The organism is Caballeronia udeis (assembly GCF_001544555.2).
In the GTDB taxonomy this organism is placed as follows: domain Bacteria; phylum Pseudomonadota; class Gammaproteobacteria; order Burkholderiales; family Burkholderiaceae; genus Caballeronia; species Caballeronia udeis.
In genome coordinates this window covers 118,353-139,238 of record NZ_FCOK02000017.1, presented here as the reverse complement: position 1 = coordinate 139,238, position 20,886 = coordinate 118,353, and the positions used below count along the sequence as shown (strand labels likewise).

The window sequence follows — 20,886 nt, the reverse complement described above, 5'->3', positions numbered from 1 at the left end:
GCAAACCTGAACACGCCCTTGTGCCTGAAGCACGCGGCCGAGATGAGGACGTTCTTGGCGAATTCCATCAGGGCCCGCGGCTTCGGCACGCAACAGGCCGGATATAAGACCGCAGCCGATACCTCGTTCAGGCATCACATCAAGATCAACTTGGCAAACCGGGCGGTGTCCATATAAGGGCGTGTGAAACGCATTGATCGCCCAGCCTGATGCAATGACCATCCGCTGAAGTACTGCAATGAGGATGGCTGAAACCTAAGGCCTTGAGGGGCTTTTTGCGCTCGAGATGTTACGTTAGCGCGGGCTCGACCCACCCAACTCGATTGGTCAGGCTGCCGGCTCGCATCCACCGATAAAAAACAGTTTGCGCACACCCTCGGCCGCGCTTCGCCTCACGCCCGACTCTGCTCGCTTAACAGCGACGGGGCTTATTTGCCGCCGCCGTGCCGACGTTGCCGCCGCTTCTCGCGCTCCTTCATCAGATGCGGCATCACTTCCTCGATGTACTGTCTGGCATCGTCACGCGTGGACACCCGACTGAAGCGCTGGTGTGCCACGTCCTTGCCGACCAGCTCCATGTGGGCCTTGCGCAGCACGTGCAGCAGACCCATCAGCGTGCTGGGATCGGGCACGAGTTCATGATCGCGGTCATGCGCGTGCGTCATCGGGGTCATGCTCCTATCCTCTCTGCGCAGTCCTGGCGGCAGGTCCGGGTGATCAGCGACAGCACATCATTGGCGCTTTTGTCGCGATCCGTCAGCGGCTGGAGACCAAACAGGCGCTCAAGGGTCGCGAGCACGGAGCTGTGATCGTACGTCGTGTGATCGACCTGACCTTGTGCGACCCAGGGCGACACCACGATCGCGGGAACGCGAACGCCGTAGACGTCGAATCCAAATCCGCTCGCGTTCAGCGCTGCGGCCGCACCGTCGTTCGGAGGGGTCGCCTTGCCGGGCATGACCGAGTCGTAGAAACCGCCGTGCTCATCGTAGAGGATCACGAAGAGGCTCTTGTCCCACAACGGCGAGTTGCGGATCGCACCGTAGACGCGGGCAACGAGCTGGTCGCCCGCAGCAAGGCCGTCCATCGGATGCTGCGAACTGCCGTTCTCGTAGGTGCCGTTCACGACGTCGCCGTAGCTCGGTTCGATGAACGTATAGCGGGCCGTGTAGCCTGCAGCGAGATCCGCTTCGAAATGCGACAGGTCGTCGACGTCGCAGACGCTGATGCCCTTGATCGACGCGACGTGCGGTATGCGGCCGAGCGGATCGCCCAGGTGGTCCTGGTACAGGCGGTAGTTGTCTTTGCCGAGCGCGTCGAAAATCGATCCTTTCGGATAGACGAAACCATCCAGCCCTTCCCATTTGCACATCTCGTCCGAGGTCGGCGAATGATCGAGCCCGGCCGACGAGCCGCCATGCAGGAAGTAACGGTTCGGCCAGGTCGGGCCGGGCAGCGACGAATGCCAGGCGTCGCACAGCACGAACTGCGTCGCGAGTTGGTACATCGCGGGGAACTGGGTACCGGCGTCAACACCCCGCATGATGTCATCGACGTCGCCGCTATGCGGTGGTGTGCCTTCGGTGCGCGTGGTCGCGTAGTTCGCGACGAAGCCGGAGTTGTCGATCGGCGGATAGGGCTGGCCTCGCTGGAACTGCGCATTCGCGCCGCACAGCTGTTCGATCACGTCGATGAATTCATGCCCCGGGTCGGTGGGCAGTTGGCTGGGCGCGCCGCCGCCGAACGCGTAGGTGGCGCCGCTGTAGGTATTCGTGTTCGCGGTAGTGGCAGCGATGATTCCAGGTATACCCGACAGTGCGAACAGATGATCGAAGGAGCGGTTTTCCAGCATCAGCACGAATACGTGCTGGATGATCTGGTCCAAACCGCCTGCGGCCGCTGCGTTTGCGTTCATGAAGTGCGCTCCTGTCTCTCGCTGGACCACCGACCTGTTCGTCTGCTTCGTTGTTCGTCTGCTTCGTCGTTCGTTGTTGTCGCCCCGTCGTTTGGAGTACACCCGCGGCAACACTCGCTGGTAAGACGCGCCGGCCGCATCCACTTTCTCAGTCAAGGGCGGTGCGCCTCGTTCTTGAGCATCTTATAGTGAAGTGGTGAATAAGAGCTGATCGCTCAATCCGGTGCGGCTGTGAGTATTGTTTCATCGTTTCGTACCCGGAGAATGTCCGTGCTTTGGTGGCCGCCCCAAATATGCGGACAGAGGTGATCAATGTCCAGGATCCGCAGGGCATCCAGCGCTCAGATGCTCAGCACCTTTCAAAATAATAACGCCGACCGCAAAACCTAAAGAATCGCAATTAGGGATCGTAAAAGAAGATGCGCCTTTTCGTCGGTCGATGCATCTGATGCAGTCCGATCCGTCGAGCGGCGGCTACCGGGGCTAGCTTCTCTTCCAGATAATCCGAAAAAATAGAAACAAGATCCGGATTTCGTCAAAGCCACGTAGTCCGGAGCTTCGTCCGGATCGCCAGGTTGCGCGGCAACTGGATATTCGATCGCAACTGCGTGCACTGCGATTCGTCAATTCTCAGCGTGTTGACGTTCGACTCATACGGGGATCGGTCCGGAAACGTCGAGCCCCCCCGTATGCGGTCGAATCGCGAGCCTGTATCGGCCATACCAGCGATTCATGGCGTCGCGATACTAACGGCCGTTCCGCAATGACCGCTTCCGGGTATATCGACTAGTCGCCACCAGGCGTGTTCAATCAACCTGACAGTCGAGCCCTTGACGAGCGATCCGTCGATTTATTACCTTTCACATTAGCAATAATATTGCTACCACGCTCATCTACGGCGTTGTTTTCAGTGGTATTCGGTGTGGTTGTTCATTCTCTTGGCGAAAACGTGCGGGAATGTACTGAGATGACTAGGTAATATTATGTATTAATATTATTACCTAGCGAGACTGTTGTGCCGGCTCGCGGCGTCGGCTTCTGCGCTGTCTACCAAACGATCAGCCTCGTTTCGAGCGTAGCGTGGGTGAAAGCATCTTTTTCGGCCACGAGCCGCGCCTGTGCGGGATCGCGATCGAATGGCGTGCGATGAAGGCGCAGCATAAACGGAGGTGCGTTGCGTCGCTCGCCAGCGCATTTGATAACCCTCCAAGGATGAGTGACAGTTCCGAAGAATACGTGCTTGATCAGTGATGATGCTGGTTAATTTGTTCGTATAACTAAGTTTATAAGCTTAATCAGACGCATGATTTCATAGGAGGAGTTCATGATGCCCAGAGGAATTGCATTAATTTCTGTTTTGTTGGCGCTGACTGTCGCGCTCGCTGCATGTAATGGGGATAGCAGCGGCACGTCCGCATCTCAAGCCACAGGCGTGTCGAACTCAAGTGCGTCACTCACTGCCGCGGCCCAGTCAAGCGACAGTGCATCAGCGGAAGCGGCATCGGCGTCTCCTCTGCCTTGCGACGCCGCCGCGACAGCCAACACGCCATGCTCTGCGGCTCACAGCGTGACACGCCTGCTGACAAAAACCTACAGGGGCCCGCTGTTCCAGATTCAACGGGCGTCCGATAATACAACCTTGGATGTCTATCCCTATACGTCGGCTAACTTGCCGAATGGCGCCGACCACGCGCTGATTGGCTCGGCCAATGTCAAAAGCGCAGACTCGTTCTGCAACAATACCACCTGCTCCGTCACCTACATTTACGATCAAATCGACCTGGTGGCGCCTCTCAAGGGCGGCGCGTTCGGCAATGTGCCGGCCACCCTCACGCTTAACGCGAATGGAACGGAGTCGTTGACTGTTCCGAGCACTGGCACAGCGGCGCAAAAGACGACGACTGTTCCGGTCCTTAACGGGTTCGCGACGATCACACTTCCTGGAACCAGTGGGACACTGAACGTTCAATTGCTCCAGCCTCCAACCCCGCTGACGACCCAGTCGCCGACCCTGCAGGTATCGATCGGCAATGACTTGCCGGCGCTGCCCGGTACGCCCGCGAAGCTCGGCTTCGTACCCCTTCAAGGCGCTCAGATTCCGGCCTTGGGTACATTGGCGGGACAGGCTTATCGCAACCGGTTCGGCACGGTGAACCAGTCGATCGGGGACAGCGAGATCGCCGAATATATGGTGGCGGGAGCGCACTATAGCCAGTCCTCCACTTGCTGCGGGACGTACGGGAATATGGAAAGCAGCGCTAACTCCAGCACCTATTCGCATGGAGAGGTTGAAGGCGAAATGTTCGCGCTGGCATTCTCAAACGGCAACGCAGCGGTGTTTGGTTATTGTGATGGTGATTCAAGCCAACCGCCCAACGTCAAGGACCCGGTATGCAACGCACTCGATATCAACTGGCCGGGCGTCGACGCAGAAGCGGGAGTTTATCTTTACGGGCCGCAGCAGCCTCCGAAGGAGAAGTTCGTCACGGTGCTCTCCAAATACTCGCCGGTGGCCGCGTCAAATATCTTCGCCGTCAAAGGCGGCTCTGCCTCGCAGAGTGCACTCACAGCACTTTATGACCAGGCGCCCCCGGAAGCCTATAACTTTGGCAACGATGCGGGCCATGCATTCAACGGGCAATGGCAAGGCGGTCTGTCGCTTGGGGAAGGCGGCGACGGTAGCGCTGCTCCTCTCCAATTCTTCGAAGGAGCGATAATCACCAAAGCAACATCCGATCCGACCGATAACGCAATCCAGGCGAGCATTGCAAGCTTTTATGGTCCGCCGGCCGATAAGGCCGTGGCCGCCTGCTATGCAAACAATCTGATCAATTCGCCGCTGAGTCTCGCGACACCGGATGCATGGGCGCAACAAAATGGTGGCACCGCCGTGCCTGCGACCGATGTCTCGGGAGTGAACAAGGGGGCCGCGACGGTTACCAGTACGAACGGCTCGTCAGTCTCGAATATCCGCGAAATCATCAGGGTTCGGGGCGGGCAATCATATAGTTTCAATGACTATGTTCTTGCTACCACGGACGCGACAGTCTTCCCTGGTGGATCAATTCAGACCGATGACCCGAACGGCTCCGAATTTGCGTGGGTTCTCAACACAAATACGGGCGCGATAGTGCGAGGAACGTGGGGTGCCGGACAGGCGACCTCGCTCACCGCCGTGAAATCGGGCAACTGGTGGAAAGTGACGATGACGCTCACTGCTCCCGCGGGATCGAACAATGCGCAAGTGTTTATCGATCCGCCGACGTCTAGCGCTGCTGGAGTCCGCTCACAGCAAACGCCATACTTGAGCGCAACGCATTATTGCCCAAGCCTGGCAATCGTGACTGCCTCGGGGACGTAGGCGTGAAGCGGCGACGTTTTTTCGGGGACTCAAGCTCTTAAGAGCATGGAGTCCTGGAAACACCACGAAGAAGTCTGAAAGGTACTCGCCACAAGTGTGCGAGCAGGCGGTTGGTATTCAGTCAAGCATTCCCTGTCCACGCGTTTCGGGCAGAAACCACGGCAGCACGATCCCGAGCACGTAGGCCAGACCAAGCGCCATTGCTGCCTGCGGCGCGCCGCCGAACGACTTGACGATCGTGCCGGCAAGAATCGGGAACACCCACGCAATCATCCGGGCCGCATTGAATACGAAGCTGCACGCGGTCGAGCGCACGGTGCTCGTGAACAGCTCGCACGGATAGATCGCCATCCACACATACGCGAAACCAAGTGTGAAAAAGCCGTTGATGGGTGCGACCACCGCCATCGCCTCTACCGTGTGCGTGAGCTTGTACGTGACGAACGTGATCACAAGCGCACCGACAAACGTCAGCGAAATGAACGCGCGCCGTCCGATCACATCGATCACGAAACCGCCGATCATGTAGGCGGTGATCGCACCGATCGTGTACGTAATCGACACACGCGTCCCCCACGAGGCAGGGTCGGCAACATGTTCGGCCTTGCCGATCGAAACGGTGTAGGCCGGCAGCAAGGTGGAAATTGCCCACCAGCCGATCGTGGCAACGACCGACAGCAGGAACAGCAAAACCATGCGGCGCGCGGCTTCACGCTGCCTGAAAAGCTGCGCGAGCGTGAACGGACGCTTGCCCTCGCGCGGGGGCTCTGCAGCGTGCGTTTCGACTGTCGTCGCGTTCCAGCGCTTTTCGCGCACCGCAGTTTGCCACTTCTCCGACTCGTTCACACCACGCCGGATGTACAGCACAAACAACGCAGGCACCGCGCCAAACACGAACATCAGCCGCCACGTCTCAGCACCGAGCGGATGTGCGGGTGCGAGCAGGTACCAGACCACCGCTGCTAGCAGCGTCCCCCAGCCAAAGCCCGACTGCAGAAATCCGGCACCTTTGGCGCGTGCGCGTTCCGGCCACGTTTCGGACAGCAGCGCGACGCCGGTACTCCATTCGCTACCCATCGCGAGGCCAGTGAGAAAGCGCAGCGCACACAGCACGAACAGGTTCGGCGAGAGGGCAGTGAGACCCGAGAACAGCGCATAAAGGAACACTGACCACAACATCATTCTCTTGCGGCCGACATAGTCAGCCAGCACACCGCCGATCAGGCCGCCGAGCCCCCAGCCGAGCAGTGTGATGCCGATGACGATGCCCGCATAAACCGGCGTCGACGCGGCCTGTTCGGGCGTGAGCACCGAGTGCAGCATGGGCGCGAGCACGACAACGAGTGCCAGCGTTTCGTAGCCGTCGAAGATCCAGCCAAGGAAGCTCGCTCGCAGCACGCGCCAGTGCATCGAAGTGAGCTCATCGTACCAGCGGCTGCGCAGGCCGATGGACGTGTTGCCATGTTGCATTAGTGTTGTCTCCTTGATTCGATTTACCGGCGTTCACCGAGCGGTGTACTCGAGCTGCCGACGATCGCAGGAAGCAGGCACAGTGCCACGGCGGCATGACGCATCTCCGCGATGAGTACGTCGACCAGCACTGGCGTGATCGTGTCGGTGCGCTGTTCGCTGCTGCACGCAATCGATTTCCACCTACTGTACTCCGCAAAAGTCAGGTGTTCAGCATGTGATATCGCATAGATGGGCACAATTCGAAAATGCCTAAGCCCTACTTAGCTTGCGTTTAAGGGATTGTTGGCAAAGGCTTTTACGGCTGCCGACCTGACGCACCTCAGGGTAAGCGAGCATTGGCCAGCGGGACGCGAATTGCCCCTGATGGGGCCGCTTCAGAAAACGAAATGTAAGCCACGCCAAGCCGCCCACGACGTGTGGCGAGCTCGGCTTACGCCAGCCCGGCAAGGTAGATTGCCGCCGCTGGCACGCCCCCGTTCGGTTCATGCTCGTCGAGTCAAGTGGAGACCCGTCTGGGGATTTGGCCGCAGCCGATCGGGACTGAGTGACTGCCAACGCATTCGCTTGCCGAAAAACATGTCAATCAATTGCAATGATGGCCGAGGTAAATGCGGAAGCTGATTTCGCCATGCCACAGGTCGCAAGCAAAAAAAATTATTTTCCCTGTGTAACTGAACATCCGGTGACCACGAATTAAATCACGTACCCACCACGGGTACCTTCTATCTCAACTACTGGAGAAATTCAATGTCATCAAAGACCACGGTTAGTGCCACCCTGCTCGCTGGCGTTGTCGCGAGCCTGCTCGCATCGGTTGCCCACGCAGCACCGCTCACGCAGGCCGAAGCAAGCGCTGCCGTCGCTGCTCACAAGGAGAAGTGCTACGGCGTCGCCCTGAAGGGACAAAACGACTGCGCGGCCGGTCCTGGCACCACGTGTCAAGGTACTTCCGCGATGGATTTCCAGGGTAACTCGTGGAAATTCGTTCAAGGCGGCACCTGCGCGAGTATCGAAGTGCCGGGTGGCGGCCACGGCTCGCTCACCCCACTGAAGTCCTGATCCGGCGAACGACAAGAGGAACGGGGCGGCCATGGACGATTCCACGAAGACAACCACAGTTGGTAAACCAGACCACCCCCTCCAAGTGACGCCTGGCGCCCAGGGGCTCACCGGTACCAGCTTCAAGCATGAACACCTGTCCGCGATTCTCGCGGACGGACTGAACCACGGATTCTTCGAGGTTCATGCAGAAAACTACATGGGCGCAGGCGGCCCGCCACATCGGGCGCTTGCGGCCATCCGCGAGGACTATCCGCTCTCCATTCACGGCGTCTGTATGTCGATCGGCGGGCCGGGAGCACTGGATGTGAATCATCTCGCGCGCTTCCGAAATCTGGTCGCTCGCTACGAGCCCACGCTGGTGTCCGAGCATCTGGCGTGGTCTTCACACGGCGGGACATTCTTCAACGACCTCCTGCCTTTGCCGTACACGAAAGACACGCTCGATAACGTGTGCGCGCACATCGACCAGGTGCAGGAAGCGATAGGACGTCCCATTCTCCTTGAGAATCCGTCGACCTATGTTGCTTTCGCTTCCTCGACCATGAGCGAAACCGACTTCATCCGGGCGGTCTCGCAACGCACCGGCTGCGGTCTGTTGATGGACGTGAATAACGTTTTTGTTTCGGCAAATAATCACGGTTTCTCGGCCTCAGCGTACCTTGCCGAATTCCCTCTTGAACAGGTGGGCGAGATACACCTCGCCGGCCATAGCGAGCAACACGACGACGAGAACGAACTGCTGCTCATAGACAGCCACGACCGTGCTATCTCCGATTCTGTCTGGACGCTTTACAGAGATGTCGTATCGCGTATTGGACCGAGGCCCACGTTGATCGAATGGGATAGCAACCTTCCCGGCTGGCCCGTGTTGCGGGCTCAGGCACTGACGGCTCGGCGAATCATGGCGGAACACGGGATATCGCTTGCCGGGGAGCTCAGCCATGAGGTCTGAATATCGCCTATGCGAATACACCGAAGCGTTTGCACCAGGTTTGACGAATCCAGCGATGGTGGCACCGGAAGACGTGGTCGCCACGTCGGGAAAGGGCGTCATCAAGCGCTATGACGTTTATCGCAATAACGTCACGGTCAGCCTGATCGACGCGCTCGCTGCAATCTATCCTGCTGTCCAGCGCATTACCGGCGTCGAATTCTTCAGGGCGATGGCCCGTTTCCACGTTCGTGCAACTCCTCCTGCTTCTCCGTTGCTGTTCGAGTACGGGCGGGATTTTCCCGCGTTCATCGAGTCCTATGAATATGCCCGTGACATGCCGTGGCTTGCGGATACCGCGCGCATCGAGCGCGCGTGGCTGGATGCCTATCACGCTGCAGACCTGCCTGTGCTTGCCGCCGAAGCGCTGGGAAGTATTGAGCCGACGTCGCTGGCCGGGGTGTGTTTCGAACCGCACCCCGCCGCGCGGATTGTGCGATCACCGTATCCGGCCGTCGCAATTTTTGCGATGAACCGGACTGATGGTCCTGTTTCTCCGCTCCGCTCAAGCGAACCCGAGGATGGACTCGTGACGCGACCGGAGCAGGACGTGGTGGTGTCACGCCTGCCAGCCGGTGGTGCCACATTCCTCATCGATCTTATCGAGGGTGCATCACTGGGTGAAGCAATCGCGGCCGCATTTCAAGAGGCCCCCTCCTTCGATCTCCAGGCCAACCTGGCAGGGATGATCTCAGCCGGCGTGTTTACCGCCGTTCAACATGGAGATTGATCAAGATGTCGAACCAACAAGATGTGAAACTGCCCTTTCCGGACATAGTGATATCCACGATTGGCTCGGCGAAGCGGTTGATCCAGCAGCTCGCACAACCGTGGCTTGTTCAACTGGTGCTGCGGCTTGCACTGGCCGTGCCGTTCTGGAAATCGGGCATTCTCAAATGGCACGGATTCCTTCAACTCAACGATACGGCGATCGACCTGTTCACGCAGGAGTTTCAGTTGCATCTCCCGGGTGGCCCGTATCCGTTTCCCCACCCAGCTGTTTTCGCATTTCTGTCGGGTTGCGGTGAGGTCACGTTCCCGGTCCTGCTCGTGCTTGGCCTTGGGACCCGGTTCGCGGCACTTGGTTTGATACTGATGACGTGCATCATCGAACTGACTGTACCGGAGGGCTGGCCTATCCACCTGACCTGGGTGGCAATGGCACTGGGAATTGCAGCCTGGGGTCCGGGCCGGATATCCATAGACTATCTGCTTGGTGACAGGTCGTTCAGGTCGTGACCGGGTGAACACATCCGACAGGGCGAGCGATGGGGTTATCCAGGCACGTCCGGTTCGGAAGGTTGTCCGTCCGGAACGGCATACTGCGGGGAAAGTTCGACACGAAGAGGGGAAATGAAAACTGGAGATCTGATATTTCGGTTGACTAATGATCTGGCGCCCGTCGAGTCCAATGCTGTTTCGAAGAGACTCAATCGGGCGCTGATAGTTGGCGTTACCGCCAGCACGGCGTTGCTGGTTGTGCTCTACGGCATTCGGAGCGACATGCCCGAGCTGATACTGACGCCAATGTTCTGGGTACGGCTCGCGTTTCCGCTGGCTACGATTGCAACTGCAATGAAACTCGCTGAACGTCTTGCTCGTCCAGGCGCGCCGCTCAAGCTTGCATGGTTCGCAGTCATGTTGCCCTTCATCACCGTGTTGCTCGTGGCCGCGTTTATTTTTCTCTCGACACCGCTAGGCTATCGCCTGCAACTGATCGTGGGTACAACATGGCGGGTCACCACAGCGAATATCGTTCTGCTGTCTCTGCCGTCACTTGCCGCCGTGATGCGCGCCATGAAGGGACTCGCCCCTACCCGCCTTGCGCTGGCTGGCGCAGGTGCTGGATTGCTCGCTGGTGCGCAAGGCCTGCTTGTGTACTCCCTTTACTGTTCAGAGATGTCCGTGCCGTTCTGGGGTGTCTGGTACGTACTGGCGATTGTCATAACTGCCGGTATAGGTGCTGCACTTGCGCCGATCTACTTGCGGTGGTAACGCACCCTTCATGAGTCGAGGTTGACGGCCTGAACGCACATCGGCGTGCCGACCGGGACGGCATCGACTTGTTCGCCAAGTTGCCCCGTCAACGGATCAATACGGAAAGTCACCACCAAGTCGCTATCCTGGTTGGCGACCAGCAGAAATTTGCCCGATGGTGACAGCGCGAAACTGCGTGGCGTCTTGCCGCCGCTGCTTCGAACGGTTGGAGAAAGAACGCTGCCGTCGACGGGATCGAGCGGATAGCAGGCAATGCTGTCGTCGCCTCGAAACGACGCGTAGAGAACGCGCCCGTCCGCTGCGATCTGTAACGCGGCGGAGTGGCTCGGGACGGCGTCCTCGGGCAGCGCACGCACCACATCGAGCAGCCGCAATGCGCCCTCCGCCACCGAGTAAGTGAACCGGCCGATGGTTGCGTTCAGTTCATTGACGACATAAGCCATGACACCATCTGGATGAAAAACGAAGTGTCGTGGACCCGAACCCGGCGGCAGTCTGGCCGGAGATCCATCGACGCGCATCAGACGGCCGGAGGGTGCGTCAAGCCTGTACGTCACTACTTCATCTGTACCGAGGTCCGTAACCACAGCGAAGCGGTTGTCCGGACTCGGTACCAGGCAATGTCCATGCGGCACACTTTGCCGCGCTTGATCCGGCCCGCTTCCCAGATGAGAAAACGTACTGAGCGCGGGACTGATCATTCCATTGTCCAGGATCGCGAAACTCGCTACATGCTGCCCCGGCGTCTCGTTACCGACCTCGTGCCCATAGTTCGCGACGAGCACGCATCGCCCGTCCCGATCGGTGTTGCAATGTGCGCTCAAGCTGCCGCGCGTCGCTTGCCGATTGAGCAGCGTAAGTGCGCCGGTTGCAGCATCGATGCGATACGCGCTCACCCGCCCTTCCGGCCAACCGAACACCTCGCTGGTCGCAAACAGCAGGCGGCGCCGGGTAAGGATCGCGAGATATGACGGATTAATTACGTCGGCAGTTTCGGCAAGCGGCGTCAGCTTGCCGGTGGTGTCGTCGAGGCGAAAGGTCGCGATTCCGCGGCCATTCGCACTGGCGAAATGCGGCACTGCGCGATTGATACAACCGATAAATACAAGCGTCGTGGTCGGCATGGACGATAAATTCAGACAGTGATCTTATGGTAAAACCCTAGTTGTATGGTAGTAGGGTGGAGACTATTATGCAATCCATTGAGCCGCCACCCATGCGCGGCCGATTGCACAAGCGACCGATATCGCACCGGGTGCCGCTGCGCAAAACACGTTCAGGAGACGACAGTGCCCATCCGGAAAACCACCACGCTCACGACGCTCGCCACCCTGCTCATCGCTACAAGTGCGATGGCTGCAGTGGCAACAGGCGATACCTCGAAAGACAAGATCGCCTTATCGAACAGCTATGCGGGCAATACGTTTCGCCAGCAACAATTGAAGAGCTGGGCACAAGTCGCCACTGAAGCGAAGAAGGCCGGCCTGGTTGCGGACGCGCCCGCCTTCACGACCGCCGAAAACCAGGCGACCGAGCAGGCGCAGCAGATCCAGAACCTCGTGCTTCAGGGCTATAAGGCAATTGTTATTAACGCGGCTTCACCAACAGCGCTCAACGGCGCGATCAAGAGCGCGTGTAGCGCGGGTGTCATCGTTGTCTCGTTCGATGGCATCGTCAATGAGCCTTGCGCGTACCGGATTGGTGCCGACTTTCATCAAATGGGCGCGGTGCAGGTCGACTTCCTCGCGAAGAAGCTGAATGGCAAAGGCAATATTCTCGAAGTGCGGGGCCTCGCCGGCGTATCGGTGGATGACGAGATTCATCAGGGCATTGTCGATGAGATCAAGAAGTATCCGGGCATGAAGATCGTGGGCTCGGTCTACGGCGCATGGACGCAGACCGTCGCGCAGAAGGAAGTGGCAGGCGTGCTGCCGTCCTTGCCTCAGGTCGATGGCGTCGTGACGCAAGGTGGTGACGGTTACGGCGCGGCGCAAGCATTTCGCGCGGCCGGCCGTGCGGTGCCGACGATCATTCTCGGCAATCGTCAGGAGGAACTCGCGTGGTGGAAATCGCAGGGGACCGATACGTATCAAACGATGTCGATCGCGGCCGATCCCGGTTCGTCGACCTTCGCTTTCTGGGTCGCTCAACAATTGCTTGCGGGTAACAAATTGCCGCACGACATGTCGCTGCCGACCCTCACCGTGACATCGGCATCCGTCGATAAAGTGCTTGCGAACACCGCGCCAGGCACGGTCGCAAGCAATGTCTTCACGCGCGACCAGGTGGTCAAGCTCGTCGAAGGGCAAAAGAAATAGACAGCGGGACGTCCCGTTTTCCCCATCCGGTACCCTCAATGAATCAGATGGAAAGTGTTGCATCAAGCGAGTCGCGCGCGGGGTCTGCCGTGTCTGAATCCGTGCCGTTGATTGCGTTGACCCATATCGATGTGACGTTCGGTGTCGTGCGCGCATTGAAGCAGGCGGACTTCACATTCCGGACTGGTGAGTGCATCGCCATTGCGGGACACAACGGTGCGGGCAAATCGACCTTGATGTCGGTGTTGTCGGGTGCGCGGCGAGCCACTGCCGGATGGGTTGAAGCGGGTGACGAGCGCTTCGAGCGCGGCTACGGCGCCGACACCGCCCGCGCGCTCGGCGTGCGTTGCGTGTTTCAGGAATTGTCGCTGTGCCCGAACCTGACTATCGAAGAGAACATGCGCGCGGTGCACCCGCAACTCAAGGGTTTCGGTTGGCGCAAGCGGGCGCGCGCGATTATCGAAGCGCAGCTCGATGCAATCTTTCCCGGCCACAGGTTGTCGGGCAAGGATCTGGTTGGCAACCTCTCCCTCTCGCAGCAGCAAATGGTGGAGATCGCGCGCTGCTTCGCGCGTGTTGATACGCCGGTCAAACTCGTCATCCTGGACGAGCCGACCTCGAGTCTCGACAAATACACCGCCGAGCAACTGCTCGCCTTCGTCCGAAAGAGCGCGGCTGAAGGCATCACCACCGTCCTCATCACGCACATGCTCAACGAGATGTTGCGGTGTGCCGACCGCGTCATGGTGATGCGCGACGGCGGCGTGATCGCCACACTGCCCGTGGAAGGTTTGACCAAGGACGCCATCATCCGCGCGATGGGTCAGTTCATCGAAGCCGATGTCACCCTGCGCGAGCGCGCCGCACCCGGCGCCAGGACCCAGGACGCCTATCGGTGGACGGTTGGACCCAGGCAGCAGACGACTATTGATGCGCCGCGCGGCAGCATTGTGGGCTTTGCCGGTCTCGCGGGGCAAGGCCAGACCGATGTCCTCAACGCCATCTACGCATCGGCGCGCGGTCGCCATTCACGCGACCGGGTCGCCTACGTGGCCGGCGACCGCCGCTCGGACGGCATCTTTCCCGACTGGACCATCGCGCAAAATTTCGACATCCGCTCGCTCTATGACCGCACACGCGGTTCATGGCTCAAAGCCGCGAGCCTGCGCGAACTCTTCGACACCTGGGCCCGGCGCCTCGATATTCGCGGCGCTGCCGCGGGCGCCAATATCCTGTCACTCAGCGGTGGCAATCAGCAGAAGGTGCTGTTCGGGCGAGCACTCGCCTCGGATGCCGATCTCATCCTGATGGACGACCCGATGAGAGGCGTCGACATCGGCACCAAGCTGGAGATCTACCGGCTGCTCCAGGACGAAGCGGCGCGTGGACGCACCTTCATCTGGTACACGACCGAGAACGACGAACTCTTCTACTGCGATAAAACCTACGTGTTTCGCTCCGGCCGCGTGACACGCGAACTCAGCGCCAGCGAGTGCACCGAAGAGGCGCTGCTCGCCGCCAGCTTCGAGGAGCCTGTCCGATGAACTTTTCTGCCGCCTCGCGCCGTCGTCCTCTCGACCTGCGTTCAATGCTGCCGGTCATATCGTTGTTCGCCGTGCTCGTTCCGATGGCGATCGTTCAGCCCAATACGGTCAGCTACTTTGGCGGCGTCATGCTGCTCAATCTCGGCATCCCGATAGTCTTCGCAACGCTTGCACAGCTTTCGGTGATCACGGCGAACGAACTGGACCTGTCAATTGGTTCTTTCGTCAGCCTCGTCGCATGTATCGGTGGAACGTTGCTGCAAAGTTCGCCCTGGCTGGGCTGGGGAGCGCTCGCCGGCTGTGTCCTGGTCTATGCGCTTGTCGGCGCGCTGATCGAATATCGGCGCATCTCGTCGGTGGTGGTCACGCTGGGACTCTCGTTCGTCTGGAATGGCATCGCGGTGCTGCTGCTGCCCGCACCGGGCGGACAGGCCCCGGAATGGCTTGCGTCGCTCATGTCCTTTCACATGCCGGTCGTTCCTGCACCACTCGTCTGGACGGCGGCAATCGCGCTCTGCACGCACCTTTTCTTCATGCGCTCCGCGCTCGGCGTGAGCTTGCGCGGTGTCGGCGGTAACGCTGGCGCGATGCACCGCTTTGGCTGGTCGATCATCCGTTCGAAGGCGGTCCTGTTCGGTTGCGCCGGCCTCTTCGGCGTGTGCTCCGGTCTGACGCTGCTCGGCCTCACGACATCGGCCGATGCCAACATCGCGTTACGTTATACGCTGCTCTCGGTCGCCGGTGTGATTCTCGGCGGCGGCGAATTCACGGGCGGCCGAGTCTCACCGGTCGGCGCCGTGCTGGGCGCAATCACACTCACGCTGGCCTCGTCGTTTCTCTCGTTCCTGCAGGTCGCGCCAGAATGGCAAATTGGTTTGCAAGGCGCAATCCTGATCGCGGTGCTGTCACTGCGTCTCGTGTTTCGCCTGAAGGAGCCGCGCCGATGAAATCGATCCTCGCCATCCGCGAATTACGTCGTGCCGTCTGGCTCTGGTCGTTCATCGGCGCGGTCCTGGTGGGCATTGTTGCAGGCGTCGTATTTGGTGTTGGCACCGCGGGCAACATGTTGTCGACCGCGTCGGCTTTCGTCGTTTTTACGGTGCTGGTCGGCCTCGGCCAGATGCTTGTCATCACCAGCGGCCCAGGCAACATCGACCTGTCGATTCCCGCGACCATTGCACTTGCGGGGAGCATTGGCATGCGGGTGATGGCGACCAGCAATCATGCCATCCTGTCCGGCATCGGCGCCGTGGTCGCGACCGGCGTGGCGATAGGTCTCTTCAACTACGTGCTGATCCGCTTGCTGCGGATTCCGCCGATCATCGCGACATTGTCTTCGAGTTTTGTTCTTCAGTCACTCGCGATCAGTCTTGGACGCGGCGGCGCAGCGCCCCCGCCCGCGCTTGAAAATTTCGCGCTGAGCCGTATCGGCGGCGTGTCGGGACTGGCATTCGTCGGCGTCGCTCTGACTTTGCTTGTCGCCACGGTGCTGTTCAGGCTGGTGCAAGGCCGCAGCCTTTCCGCCGTGGGACAAAACGCCCGCGCAGCCGAGCTTGCCGGGGTCAAGGTAGGCGCGGTGCGCTGCCTGACCTATGTGAGCTGCTCAGTGCTGGCCGCGCTGGCCGCACTGCTGCTTGCCGCGTTCTCCGGCGGCGCCACGCTCGACATGGGCGCAGATTACATGTTGCTGTCCGTTGCGGTGGTGGTGATCGGTGGCACGCAAGTAGCAGGTGGACGCGCGAGTCCGACCGGCGTGTGGAGCGCTGCATGCTTTCTGTTCCTGATCAACGCGCTGCTGAATGCAACCGGAGCAGGTGCAGGGTTGCGAGCTATCGTCTATGGACTGTTGATCGTAGGGGTTACGGCGGTTGCAAGCGGAGCATCCGATGCACGGGCATGACGGCTACGCTTGCCATCGAACGGAATCATGGGACGTCCGCAATGCTGCTTGATGAAATCCGTCTTACCGCGATGCAGCATCTGATTTCATCGGGTGACTTGATGCCGGCAAGCACAAGCAACGGAGACGTTGTGGGTCGTCGCACCATCTAACCCCGGTTGACTCGGGTAAATATAGCGTTTCATACTAGAAAAATAGTTCACGACGAGAAGCAATATATCGTCTTGCCGTCAACTCGCCGCGGCTATGGAACACGCAAAACGTGTCACCGGCTTCGAGCAGGCAACAATTGATCTTCCGTCAATCTACTGTTGCCCGTGTGACAGCGGGCAGGAAAATGGGGGCGTTGTGAGTGAGCTAACAGGCAAAGGCGCGGTTGTGACCGGCGGTGGACGCGGTATCGGGCTGGCATGCGCACGGTTGATAGCCGAGCGCGGCGGATCCGTAGCATTGCTGGGCGAGGACCCTGAAGTGCTGGAACAGGCAGCGGCGACGTTGCGCGCCGAAGGACTCAATGTCACCGCTATTGTCGCCAATATTGGCATTGCGGAGGAAGTTGCCATCGCGATGGAACAGTCCGCAGCATTTCTCGGGTCGATCGACATCCTGATTAATAATGCGGCGATCCAGCCCTATGGCACCGTTGCGTCCATGGGCTCGGCCGAGTGGGACAACGTCATCCGTATCAATTTACGAGGAACGTATCTGGCATGTCATTACGCATTGCCGCACATGCTCAGGTCACAACGCGGTTCGATCGTCAACATTGCCTCTGTGCAGGCGCTTGCCAACCAGACCCGGGTGGCCGCCTATGCCACCTCGAAGGCTGGCATGCTTGCTCTAACGCGCTCGCTTGCCGTGGATTTTGGCCCTTCGGGCATACGTGCAAATGCAGTCTGCCCGGGCTGCATCGATGCGCCAATGACACGCTTTGCGGCCGCGCAAACCGCGCCGGGGCGAGAGGAAGAAATTCTTCGGGAATGGGGCAAGGCGCAGCCGCTCGGCCGAATCGGGCGCCCCGAAGAAGTCGCCGAGGTGGTCGCCTTTTTGGCCAGCGATCGCGCAAGTTTTTGCACAGGAGCGGAGTTCAAGGTTGACGGGGGGCTGATGGCAAGCCTCGGCGTGACATTGCCGGAGTGATGAAAACCATGGTCGACGTGCAATCCATCTGAATGGCAAGGCGGTCCGCTGCCTCGCCCATATTGAACGGAGAGTTAAAAGGTCTATTGCTCAAGAGAAAAAAAGAAACCTCTCCCTGCCATTTGAATAGGTATGCTAATTTTATAAAAATACCCAAGGCTCCCCCGTCCGGAGAGCCCGCGTGTCTAGCCCGTGATCGCTTTGAGGACGTCGTCCTGCAATCCGCGAATGTGATTGATCATCCTCCGGGGGCCACGACCTAATGATGCCGTCAATTGTTTGCGGCAAGGGACGCACGCGGCCTGCTCGCCCGCGCCGGCGCTCACCTTCATCAAACGCTCTCGGGAACGCGAGTGTTATCGCGAAACGAAGACCACTGGTTGATCGCATACAATACGTATACGTGCATTTAACGCGAGCGAGACAAAGTGACAGCATCTCCCCTGACAACCCCGGAAAAACTCGGTGAACTGGCTTACCAGGCTCTGCGGCGAATGATCCTCGACAAGGCCTTGCGCAGCGGCGGCCCCGTCGTCGAAGGGCGGCTTGCCGAGGAACTCAACATCTCCCGCACGCCCATGCGCGAAGCATTGCTGCGGCTTGAAGGCGAGGGTTTGCTGGCCCGCGCGGGAGCCCGCTCTTATTCCGTGCGCTTCGTCAGCGCGCAAGAGTATTTCCAGGCAATGAAGGTGCGCGAGTTGCTTGAGGCGGAGGCAATCGGCCTCGCCATCGGCAAGATCGACAAGAAGCAGATCCAGCAACTGGCGAAGAAGATCAAGGCGCTGCGCAGCGGCCAGCAAGAGCAGGAGCACTGGCAGGTCGACGATCAGGTCCACACCATGATGGCGCACGCCAGCGGCAACGAAGTTCTCGCGCGGATGATCGAAGTCGTGCGCACGAACACCCGGTTGTTTGAACTCTCGACGCCCTTCAACCGCATTGAGGAAGACCGCACGGAGCACCTTGCGATCCTCGAAGCGTACGCAGCCGACGACGCCGATGCGGCACGCGGCGCCGTTCGCGCGCACCTGCAAAACCTGCGCCGTTTCGTGCTCGACCGCCTGAGTGAGGGCAGCGGAGTCTGAACCGGATCCGAGCATTCATCAGTGACGCAAGATCTTGCCGACGAATTCGCGCGTGCGGGCTTCCTGAGGGGCATCGAAGACCTGCCGCGGCGAGCCGGACTCGATCACATGGCCGCCTGCCATGAAGACCACTTTGGACGACACCTCGCGCACGAAGCTCATCTCATGCGACACGATGAACATCGTGATTCCCTCCGACGCCAGCGCGCGAATGGTATCGAGTACTTCAGTGACGAGTTCCGGGTCGAGCGCGGCCGTCACTTCATCGAGAAACAGCACGTTCGGTTTCAACGCAAGCGCGCGAGCGATTGCAACACGTTGCTGCTGACCACCCGACAACTCGTCCGGATACGCTTGCAGCCGATGTTCGAGGCCCACGCGCGTAAGCAACCGGATGGCATCCTCTTCCACCTGCTTGCGCGGCCAGGCCTTGATCTTGGTGGGCGTGATCATCACGTTGTCCAGCACGGTCATATTCTGGAACAGGTTGTATTGCTGGAAGACAATCGCAATCTCCGAGCGCAACGCGCGCACAGCCGCCTTGTCCGCATAGTTCACGAGGCTGCCGTTCATCCGCACGCTGCCGCGTTCCGGCGGCAACAGTCCCATCAGAACGCGCAGCAACGTGCTCTTGCCCGATCCGGAAGGTCCGATCAGGCTGACGATTTCGCCCTTCTCCACTGACAGGTTGATACGTTCGAGGACCGTGTGCGGCCCGTACGATGCCTTCAGGTCAACGATTTCGAGTTGCGGCAAGTTTTTTCTCCAGGCGCTTACCGAAGCGCGACAACGGGTACGACATCACGAAATAAAGCACCAGGACCGTTCCGTACACGAGCCATGAAGAAAAGCCCTTGTTGGTCAGCACCTTGCCGGCCGAGGTCAATTCCATCACACCAATCTGCGAGGCCAGCGCGGTGTCCTTGATGAACATGACGAAGAAGCCGAACGTGGGCGGTACGACCACGCGCCACGCCTGCGGCACGATCACGAAGCGCAAGGTTTCGAAGGTCGAAAAATTCATCGTCTGGGCGGCTTCCCACTGGTTTCCATGTACAGACTCGAGTCCGCTTCGAATGATCTCTCCCAGGTAGGCGGACGCAATCAGGCAGACGCTCAGAGACGCGACAGCAAACGTCGAGAGATTCGCTTTCGACGACTGGCTCGCGAAGAACACAAGCATCAGCGTCACCAGGAACGGGATGCGGCGAAACAGGAAGCAATAGGCGAATGCGAGCGCACGCAGGGGCGCCATCGCACGGGAATGCGTAACGCGGACAATCGCCACGACGAAACCCGCCACGAACCCCGCGAAGCAGCCTAGCGCCGACAGCACGAAGGTTGCAACGAGTCCTTCCGCCAGCAACAGCAGGTTGTAGAAGGAAAATAGCTGGGCGATTTCGGCTTGTGAAGAGGCGAACATCAGAACGCCTTGATTTTGGCGCGGCAGACATGACGCCCGATCATGGCCAGCGCGAAGGTGGCGATCAGTGTGACCGCGATGTACAGAACAGCGGCCACGCTGAATGCCTCGACTGAGAGATACGTTTGCGAGCTGAGGTTGTACGTGCGGCCCGTCAGTTCCTCCACGCCGAAGATTGACGCCATCGAGGTGCCGAGCGTCATGACGATAAACTGGTTCGACAGCGGCGGGAACATCACCTTCAGCACGTGCGGCAGGATCACGTGCCGCACGATCTGCGGCGTGGAAAAGCCGAGCACTTCGGCGGCTTCGACTTCCATCAGCCGGACCGAATTGAAACCGGCGCGCTGGATCTCGCACAGATACGCGCCCGCATTGAACGTCGCCCCGATCAACACCGCCGTGAACGGCGACAGCGTCACGCCGATCTCGGGCAACGCAAAGAACAGAAAGAATATCTGCACGAGTTGCGGCGTGTTGGTCGCGAAGATCACATACGCCCTCACCACCCTGCGCAGAAACACCGGCCCGTAACGCAACACCGAGGCGCATACGAGGCCGATGACCATGCCGAACCCAAACGCGAGCACGGCAATTTGCAGACTGAGCCATGCACCGCCAAGCAGATAAGGCCACTGCTGTAGAATGGGCTCGAAATGTAGGGTCATCGAATAGT

At 59.6% G+C, this 20,886-nt stretch carries 20 protein-coding genes; 13 read left to right on the top strand and 7 right to left on the bottom strand.

Translation table 11 applies throughout. From position 1 onward, the window contains the following. Positions 1-428: 428 nt before the first annotated feature. Both AWB69_RS14945 and AWB69_RS14940 read right to left on the bottom strand, forming a co-directional pair. Positions 429-674 carry a hypothetical protein gene (locus tag AWB69_RS14945; RefSeq protein ID WP_062085914.1) on the bottom strand — a complete coding sequence of 82 codons (246 nt, stop codon included), beginning with the start codon at positions 672-674 and terminating at the stop codon, positions 429-431. Further along, positions 671-1,915, bottom strand: coding sequence for an alkaline phosphatase family protein (locus tag AWB69_RS14940; RefSeq protein ID WP_062085912.1), 1,245 nt, complete (start codon positions 1,913-1,915; stop codon positions 671-673). Before AWB69_RS14940 ends, AWB69_RS14945 begins: the two co-directional genes overlap by 4 nt. Before the next feature lie 1,080 nt (positions 1,916-2,995). Between AWB69_RS14940 and AWB69_RS47700 the strand changes: the two genes are divergently transcribed. Next, the gene (locus AWB69_RS47700; RefSeq protein WP_156528853.1) at positions 2,996-3,166 is read left to right on the top strand and encodes a hypothetical protein; all 171 of its coding nucleotides are present in this window, start codon (positions 2,996-2,998) and stop codon (positions 3,164-3,166) included. 73 nt (positions 3,167-3,239) lie between these two features. Beyond that, a complete protein-coding gene (locus AWB69_RS14930; RefSeq protein WP_062085908.1) occupies positions 3,240-5,276 on the top strand; it encodes an arabinofuranosidase catalytic domain-containing protein in 2,037 nt (678 codons plus the stop codon). Between the two features lie 117 nt (positions 5,277-5,393). Here the strand turns inward: AWB69_RS14930 and AWB69_RS14925 are convergent, their stop codons facing one another. Next, positions 5,394-6,746 carry an MFS transporter gene (locus tag AWB69_RS14925; protein WP_062085906.1) on the bottom strand — a complete coding sequence of 451 codons (1,353 nt, stop codon included), beginning with the start codon at positions 6,744-6,746 and terminating at the stop codon, positions 5,394-5,396. A gap of 750 nt (positions 6,747-7,496) precedes the next feature. On the opposite strand from AWB69_RS14925, the gene AWB69_RS14915 reads away from it, so the two are divergent. From AWB69_RS14915 to AWB69_RS14895, 5 genes are all read left to right on the top strand, one after another. Continuing rightward, positions 7,497-7,808, top strand: a complete 312-nt coding sequence (locus tag AWB69_RS14915) for a BufA1 family periplasmic bufferin-type metallophore (protein ID WP_062085902.1) — start codon at positions 7,497-7,499, stop codon at positions 7,806-7,808. A gap of 31 nt (positions 7,809-7,839) precedes the next feature. Next, complete coding sequence (bufB, locus tag AWB69_RS14910) at positions 7,840-8,763, top strand: MNIO family bufferin maturase (RefSeq protein WP_062890650.1); 924 nt, start codon at positions 7,840-7,842, stop codon at positions 8,761-8,763. Beyond that, positions 8,753-9,532, top strand: a complete 780-nt coding sequence (locus tag AWB69_RS14905; protein ID WP_062085900.1) for an HvfC/BufC N-terminal domain-containing protein — start codon at positions 8,753-8,755, stop codon at positions 9,530-9,532. The genes bufB and AWB69_RS14905 overlap by 11 nt, the downstream gene beginning before the upstream one ends. A gap of 5 nt (positions 9,533-9,537) precedes the next feature. Then, positions 9,538-10,041, top strand: coding sequence for a DoxX family protein (locus AWB69_RS14900; RefSeq protein WP_156528852.1), 504 nt, complete (start codon positions 9,538-9,540; stop codon positions 10,039-10,041). Positions 10,042-10,155: 114 nt separating this feature from the next. Further along, a complete protein-coding gene (locus AWB69_RS14895) occupies positions 10,156-10,797 on the top strand; it encodes a DUF1109 domain-containing protein (RefSeq protein WP_062085898.1) in 642 nt (213 codons plus the stop codon). 8 nt (positions 10,798-10,805) lie between these two features. Here the strand turns inward: AWB69_RS14895 and AWB69_RS14890 are convergent, their stop codons facing one another. Next, on the bottom strand, positions 10,806-11,924 hold the full coding sequence (locus AWB69_RS14890) for a lactonase family protein (RefSeq protein WP_062085896.1): 1,119 nt from the start codon (positions 11,922-11,924) through the stop codon (positions 10,806-10,808). 228 nt (positions 11,925-12,152) lie between these two features. Here AWB69_RS14890 and AWB69_RS14885 point away from each other — a divergent pair, with 228 nt between their 5' ends. The 6 genes from AWB69_RS14885 (at position 12,153) to AWB69_RS14860 (ending at position 18,787) form a co-directional block, all read left to right on the top strand. Continuing rightward, entirely contained in the window at positions 12,153-13,118 is a 966-nt protein-coding gene (locus AWB69_RS14885; protein WP_062085944.1) for an ABC transporter substrate-binding protein, read from the top strand. 47 nt (positions 13,119-13,165) lie between these two features. Then, on the top strand, positions 13,166-14,662 hold the full coding sequence (locus AWB69_RS14880) for an ATP-binding cassette domain-containing protein (RefSeq protein WP_062085894.1): 1,497 nt from the start codon (positions 13,166-13,168) through the stop codon (positions 14,660-14,662). Continuing rightward, positions 14,659-15,609 (top strand): ABC transporter permease, encoded by a 951-nt coding sequence (locus tag AWB69_RS14875; protein WP_062085892.1) that lies wholly within the window; start codon positions 14,659-14,661, stop codon positions 15,607-15,609. The genes AWB69_RS14880 and AWB69_RS14875 overlap by 4 nt, the downstream gene beginning before the upstream one ends. Further along, positions 15,606-16,562, top strand: coding sequence for an ABC transporter permease (locus tag AWB69_RS14870; protein WP_062085890.1), 957 nt, complete (start codon positions 15,606-15,608; stop codon positions 16,560-16,562). Before AWB69_RS14875 ends, AWB69_RS14870 begins: the two co-directional genes overlap by 4 nt. A gap of 246 nt (positions 16,563-16,808) precedes the next feature. Next, positions 16,809-17,702 (top strand): SDR family NAD(P)-dependent oxidoreductase, encoded by an 894-nt coding sequence (locus tag AWB69_RS14865; RefSeq protein ID WP_231937108.1) that lies wholly within the window; start codon positions 16,809-16,811, stop codon positions 17,700-17,702. A gap of 428 nt (positions 17,703-18,130) precedes the next feature. Then, complete coding sequence (locus AWB69_RS14860) at positions 18,131-18,787, top strand: GntR family transcriptional regulator (RefSeq protein WP_062085888.1); 657 nt, start codon at positions 18,131-18,133, stop codon at positions 18,785-18,787. Positions 18,788-18,805: 18 nt separating this feature from the next. On the opposite strand, the gene AWB69_RS14855 is transcribed toward AWB69_RS14860, so the two are convergent. Genes AWB69_RS14855 through AWB69_RS14845 form a run of 3 tightly spaced genes read right to left on the bottom strand, consistent with a single transcriptional unit; the run spans position 18,806 to position 20,878 of the window. After that, positions 18,806-19,543 carry an amino acid ABC transporter ATP-binding protein gene (locus AWB69_RS14855; RefSeq protein WP_062085887.1) on the bottom strand — a complete coding sequence of 246 codons (738 nt, stop codon included), beginning with the start codon at positions 19,541-19,543 and terminating at the stop codon, positions 18,806-18,808. Continuing rightward, positions 19,521-20,210: an amino acid ABC transporter permease gene (locus AWB69_RS14850; RefSeq protein ID WP_062085885.1), complete on the bottom strand. Its 690-nt coding sequence runs from the start codon at positions 20,208-20,210 to the stop codon at positions 19,521-19,523. The genes AWB69_RS14855 and AWB69_RS14850 overlap by 23 nt, the downstream gene beginning before the upstream one ends. Beyond that, positions 20,210-20,878 carry an amino acid ABC transporter permease gene (locus AWB69_RS14845; RefSeq protein ID WP_062085883.1) on the bottom strand — a complete coding sequence of 223 codons (669 nt, stop codon included), beginning with the start codon at positions 20,876-20,878 and terminating at the stop codon, positions 20,210-20,212. Before AWB69_RS14845 ends, AWB69_RS14850 begins: the two co-directional genes overlap by 1 nt. Positions 20,879-20,886: the final 8 nt, after the last annotated feature.

Bases quoted from the DNA above. Each gene is read 5' to 3' on its own strand.
- AWB69_RS14870 (WP_062085890.1), top strand. From the start codon at position 15,606: ATGAAATCGATCCTCGCCATCCGCGAATTACGTCGTGCCGTCTGGCTC.
- AWB69_RS14900 (WP_156528852.1), top strand. From the start codon at position 9,538: ATGTCGAACCAACAAGATGTGAAACTGCCCTTTCCGGACATAGTGATA.
- AWB69_RS14890 (WP_062085896.1), bottom strand. From the start codon at position 11,924: ATGCCGACCACGACGCTTGTATTTATCGGTTGTATCAATCGCGCAGTG.
- AWB69_RS14875 (WP_062085892.1), top strand. From the start codon at position 14,659: ATGAACTTTTCTGCCGCCTCGCGCCGTCGTCCTCTCGACCTGCGTTCA.
- AWB69_RS14940 (WP_062085912.1), bottom strand. From the start codon at position 1,915: ATGAACGCAAACGCAGCGGCCGCAGGCGGTTTGGACCAGATCATCCAG.
- AWB69_RS14850 (WP_062085885.1), bottom strand. From the start codon at position 20,210: ATGTTCGCCTCTTCACAAGCCGAAATCGCCCAGCTATTTTCCTTCTAC.
- AWB69_RS14845 (WP_062085883.1), bottom strand. From the start codon at position 20,878: ATGACCCTACATTTCGAGCCCATTCTACAGCAGTGGCCTTATCTGCTT.
- AWB69_RS14915 (WP_062085902.1), top strand. From the start codon at position 7,497: ATGTCATCAAAGACCACGGTTAGTGCCACCCTGCTCGCTGGCGTTGTC.
- AWB69_RS14885 (WP_062085944.1), top strand. From the start codon at position 12,153: ATGGCTGCAGTGGCAACAGGCGATACCTCGAAAGACAAGATCGCCTTA.
- AWB69_RS14945 (WP_062085914.1), bottom strand. From the start codon at position 674: ATGACCCCGATGACGCACGCGCATGACCGCGATCATGAACTCGTGCCC.
- AWB69_RS14905 (WP_062085900.1), top strand. From the start codon at position 8,753: ATGAGGTCTGAATATCGCCTATGCGAATACACCGAAGCGTTTGCACCA.
- AWB69_RS14880 (WP_062085894.1), top strand. From the start codon at position 13,166: ATGGAAAGTGTTGCATCAAGCGAGTCGCGCGCGGGGTCTGCCGTGTCT.
- AWB69_RS14865 (WP_231937108.1), top strand. From the start codon at position 16,809: ATGGAACACGCAAAACGTGTCACCGGCTTCGAGCAGGCAACAATTGAT.
- bufB (WP_062890650.1), top strand. From the start codon at position 7,840: ATGGACGATTCCACGAAGACAACCACAGTTGGTAAACCAGACCACCCC.
- AWB69_RS14930 (WP_062085908.1), top strand. From the start codon at position 3,240: ATGATGCCCAGAGGAATTGCATTAATTTCTGTTTTGTTGGCGCTGACT.
- AWB69_RS14925 (WP_062085906.1), bottom strand. From the start codon at position 6,746: ATGCAACATGGCAACACGTCCATCGGCCTGCGCAGCCGCTGGTACGAT.
- AWB69_RS14895 (WP_062085898.1), top strand. From the start codon at position 10,156: ATGAAAACTGGAGATCTGATATTTCGGTTGACTAATGATCTGGCGCCC.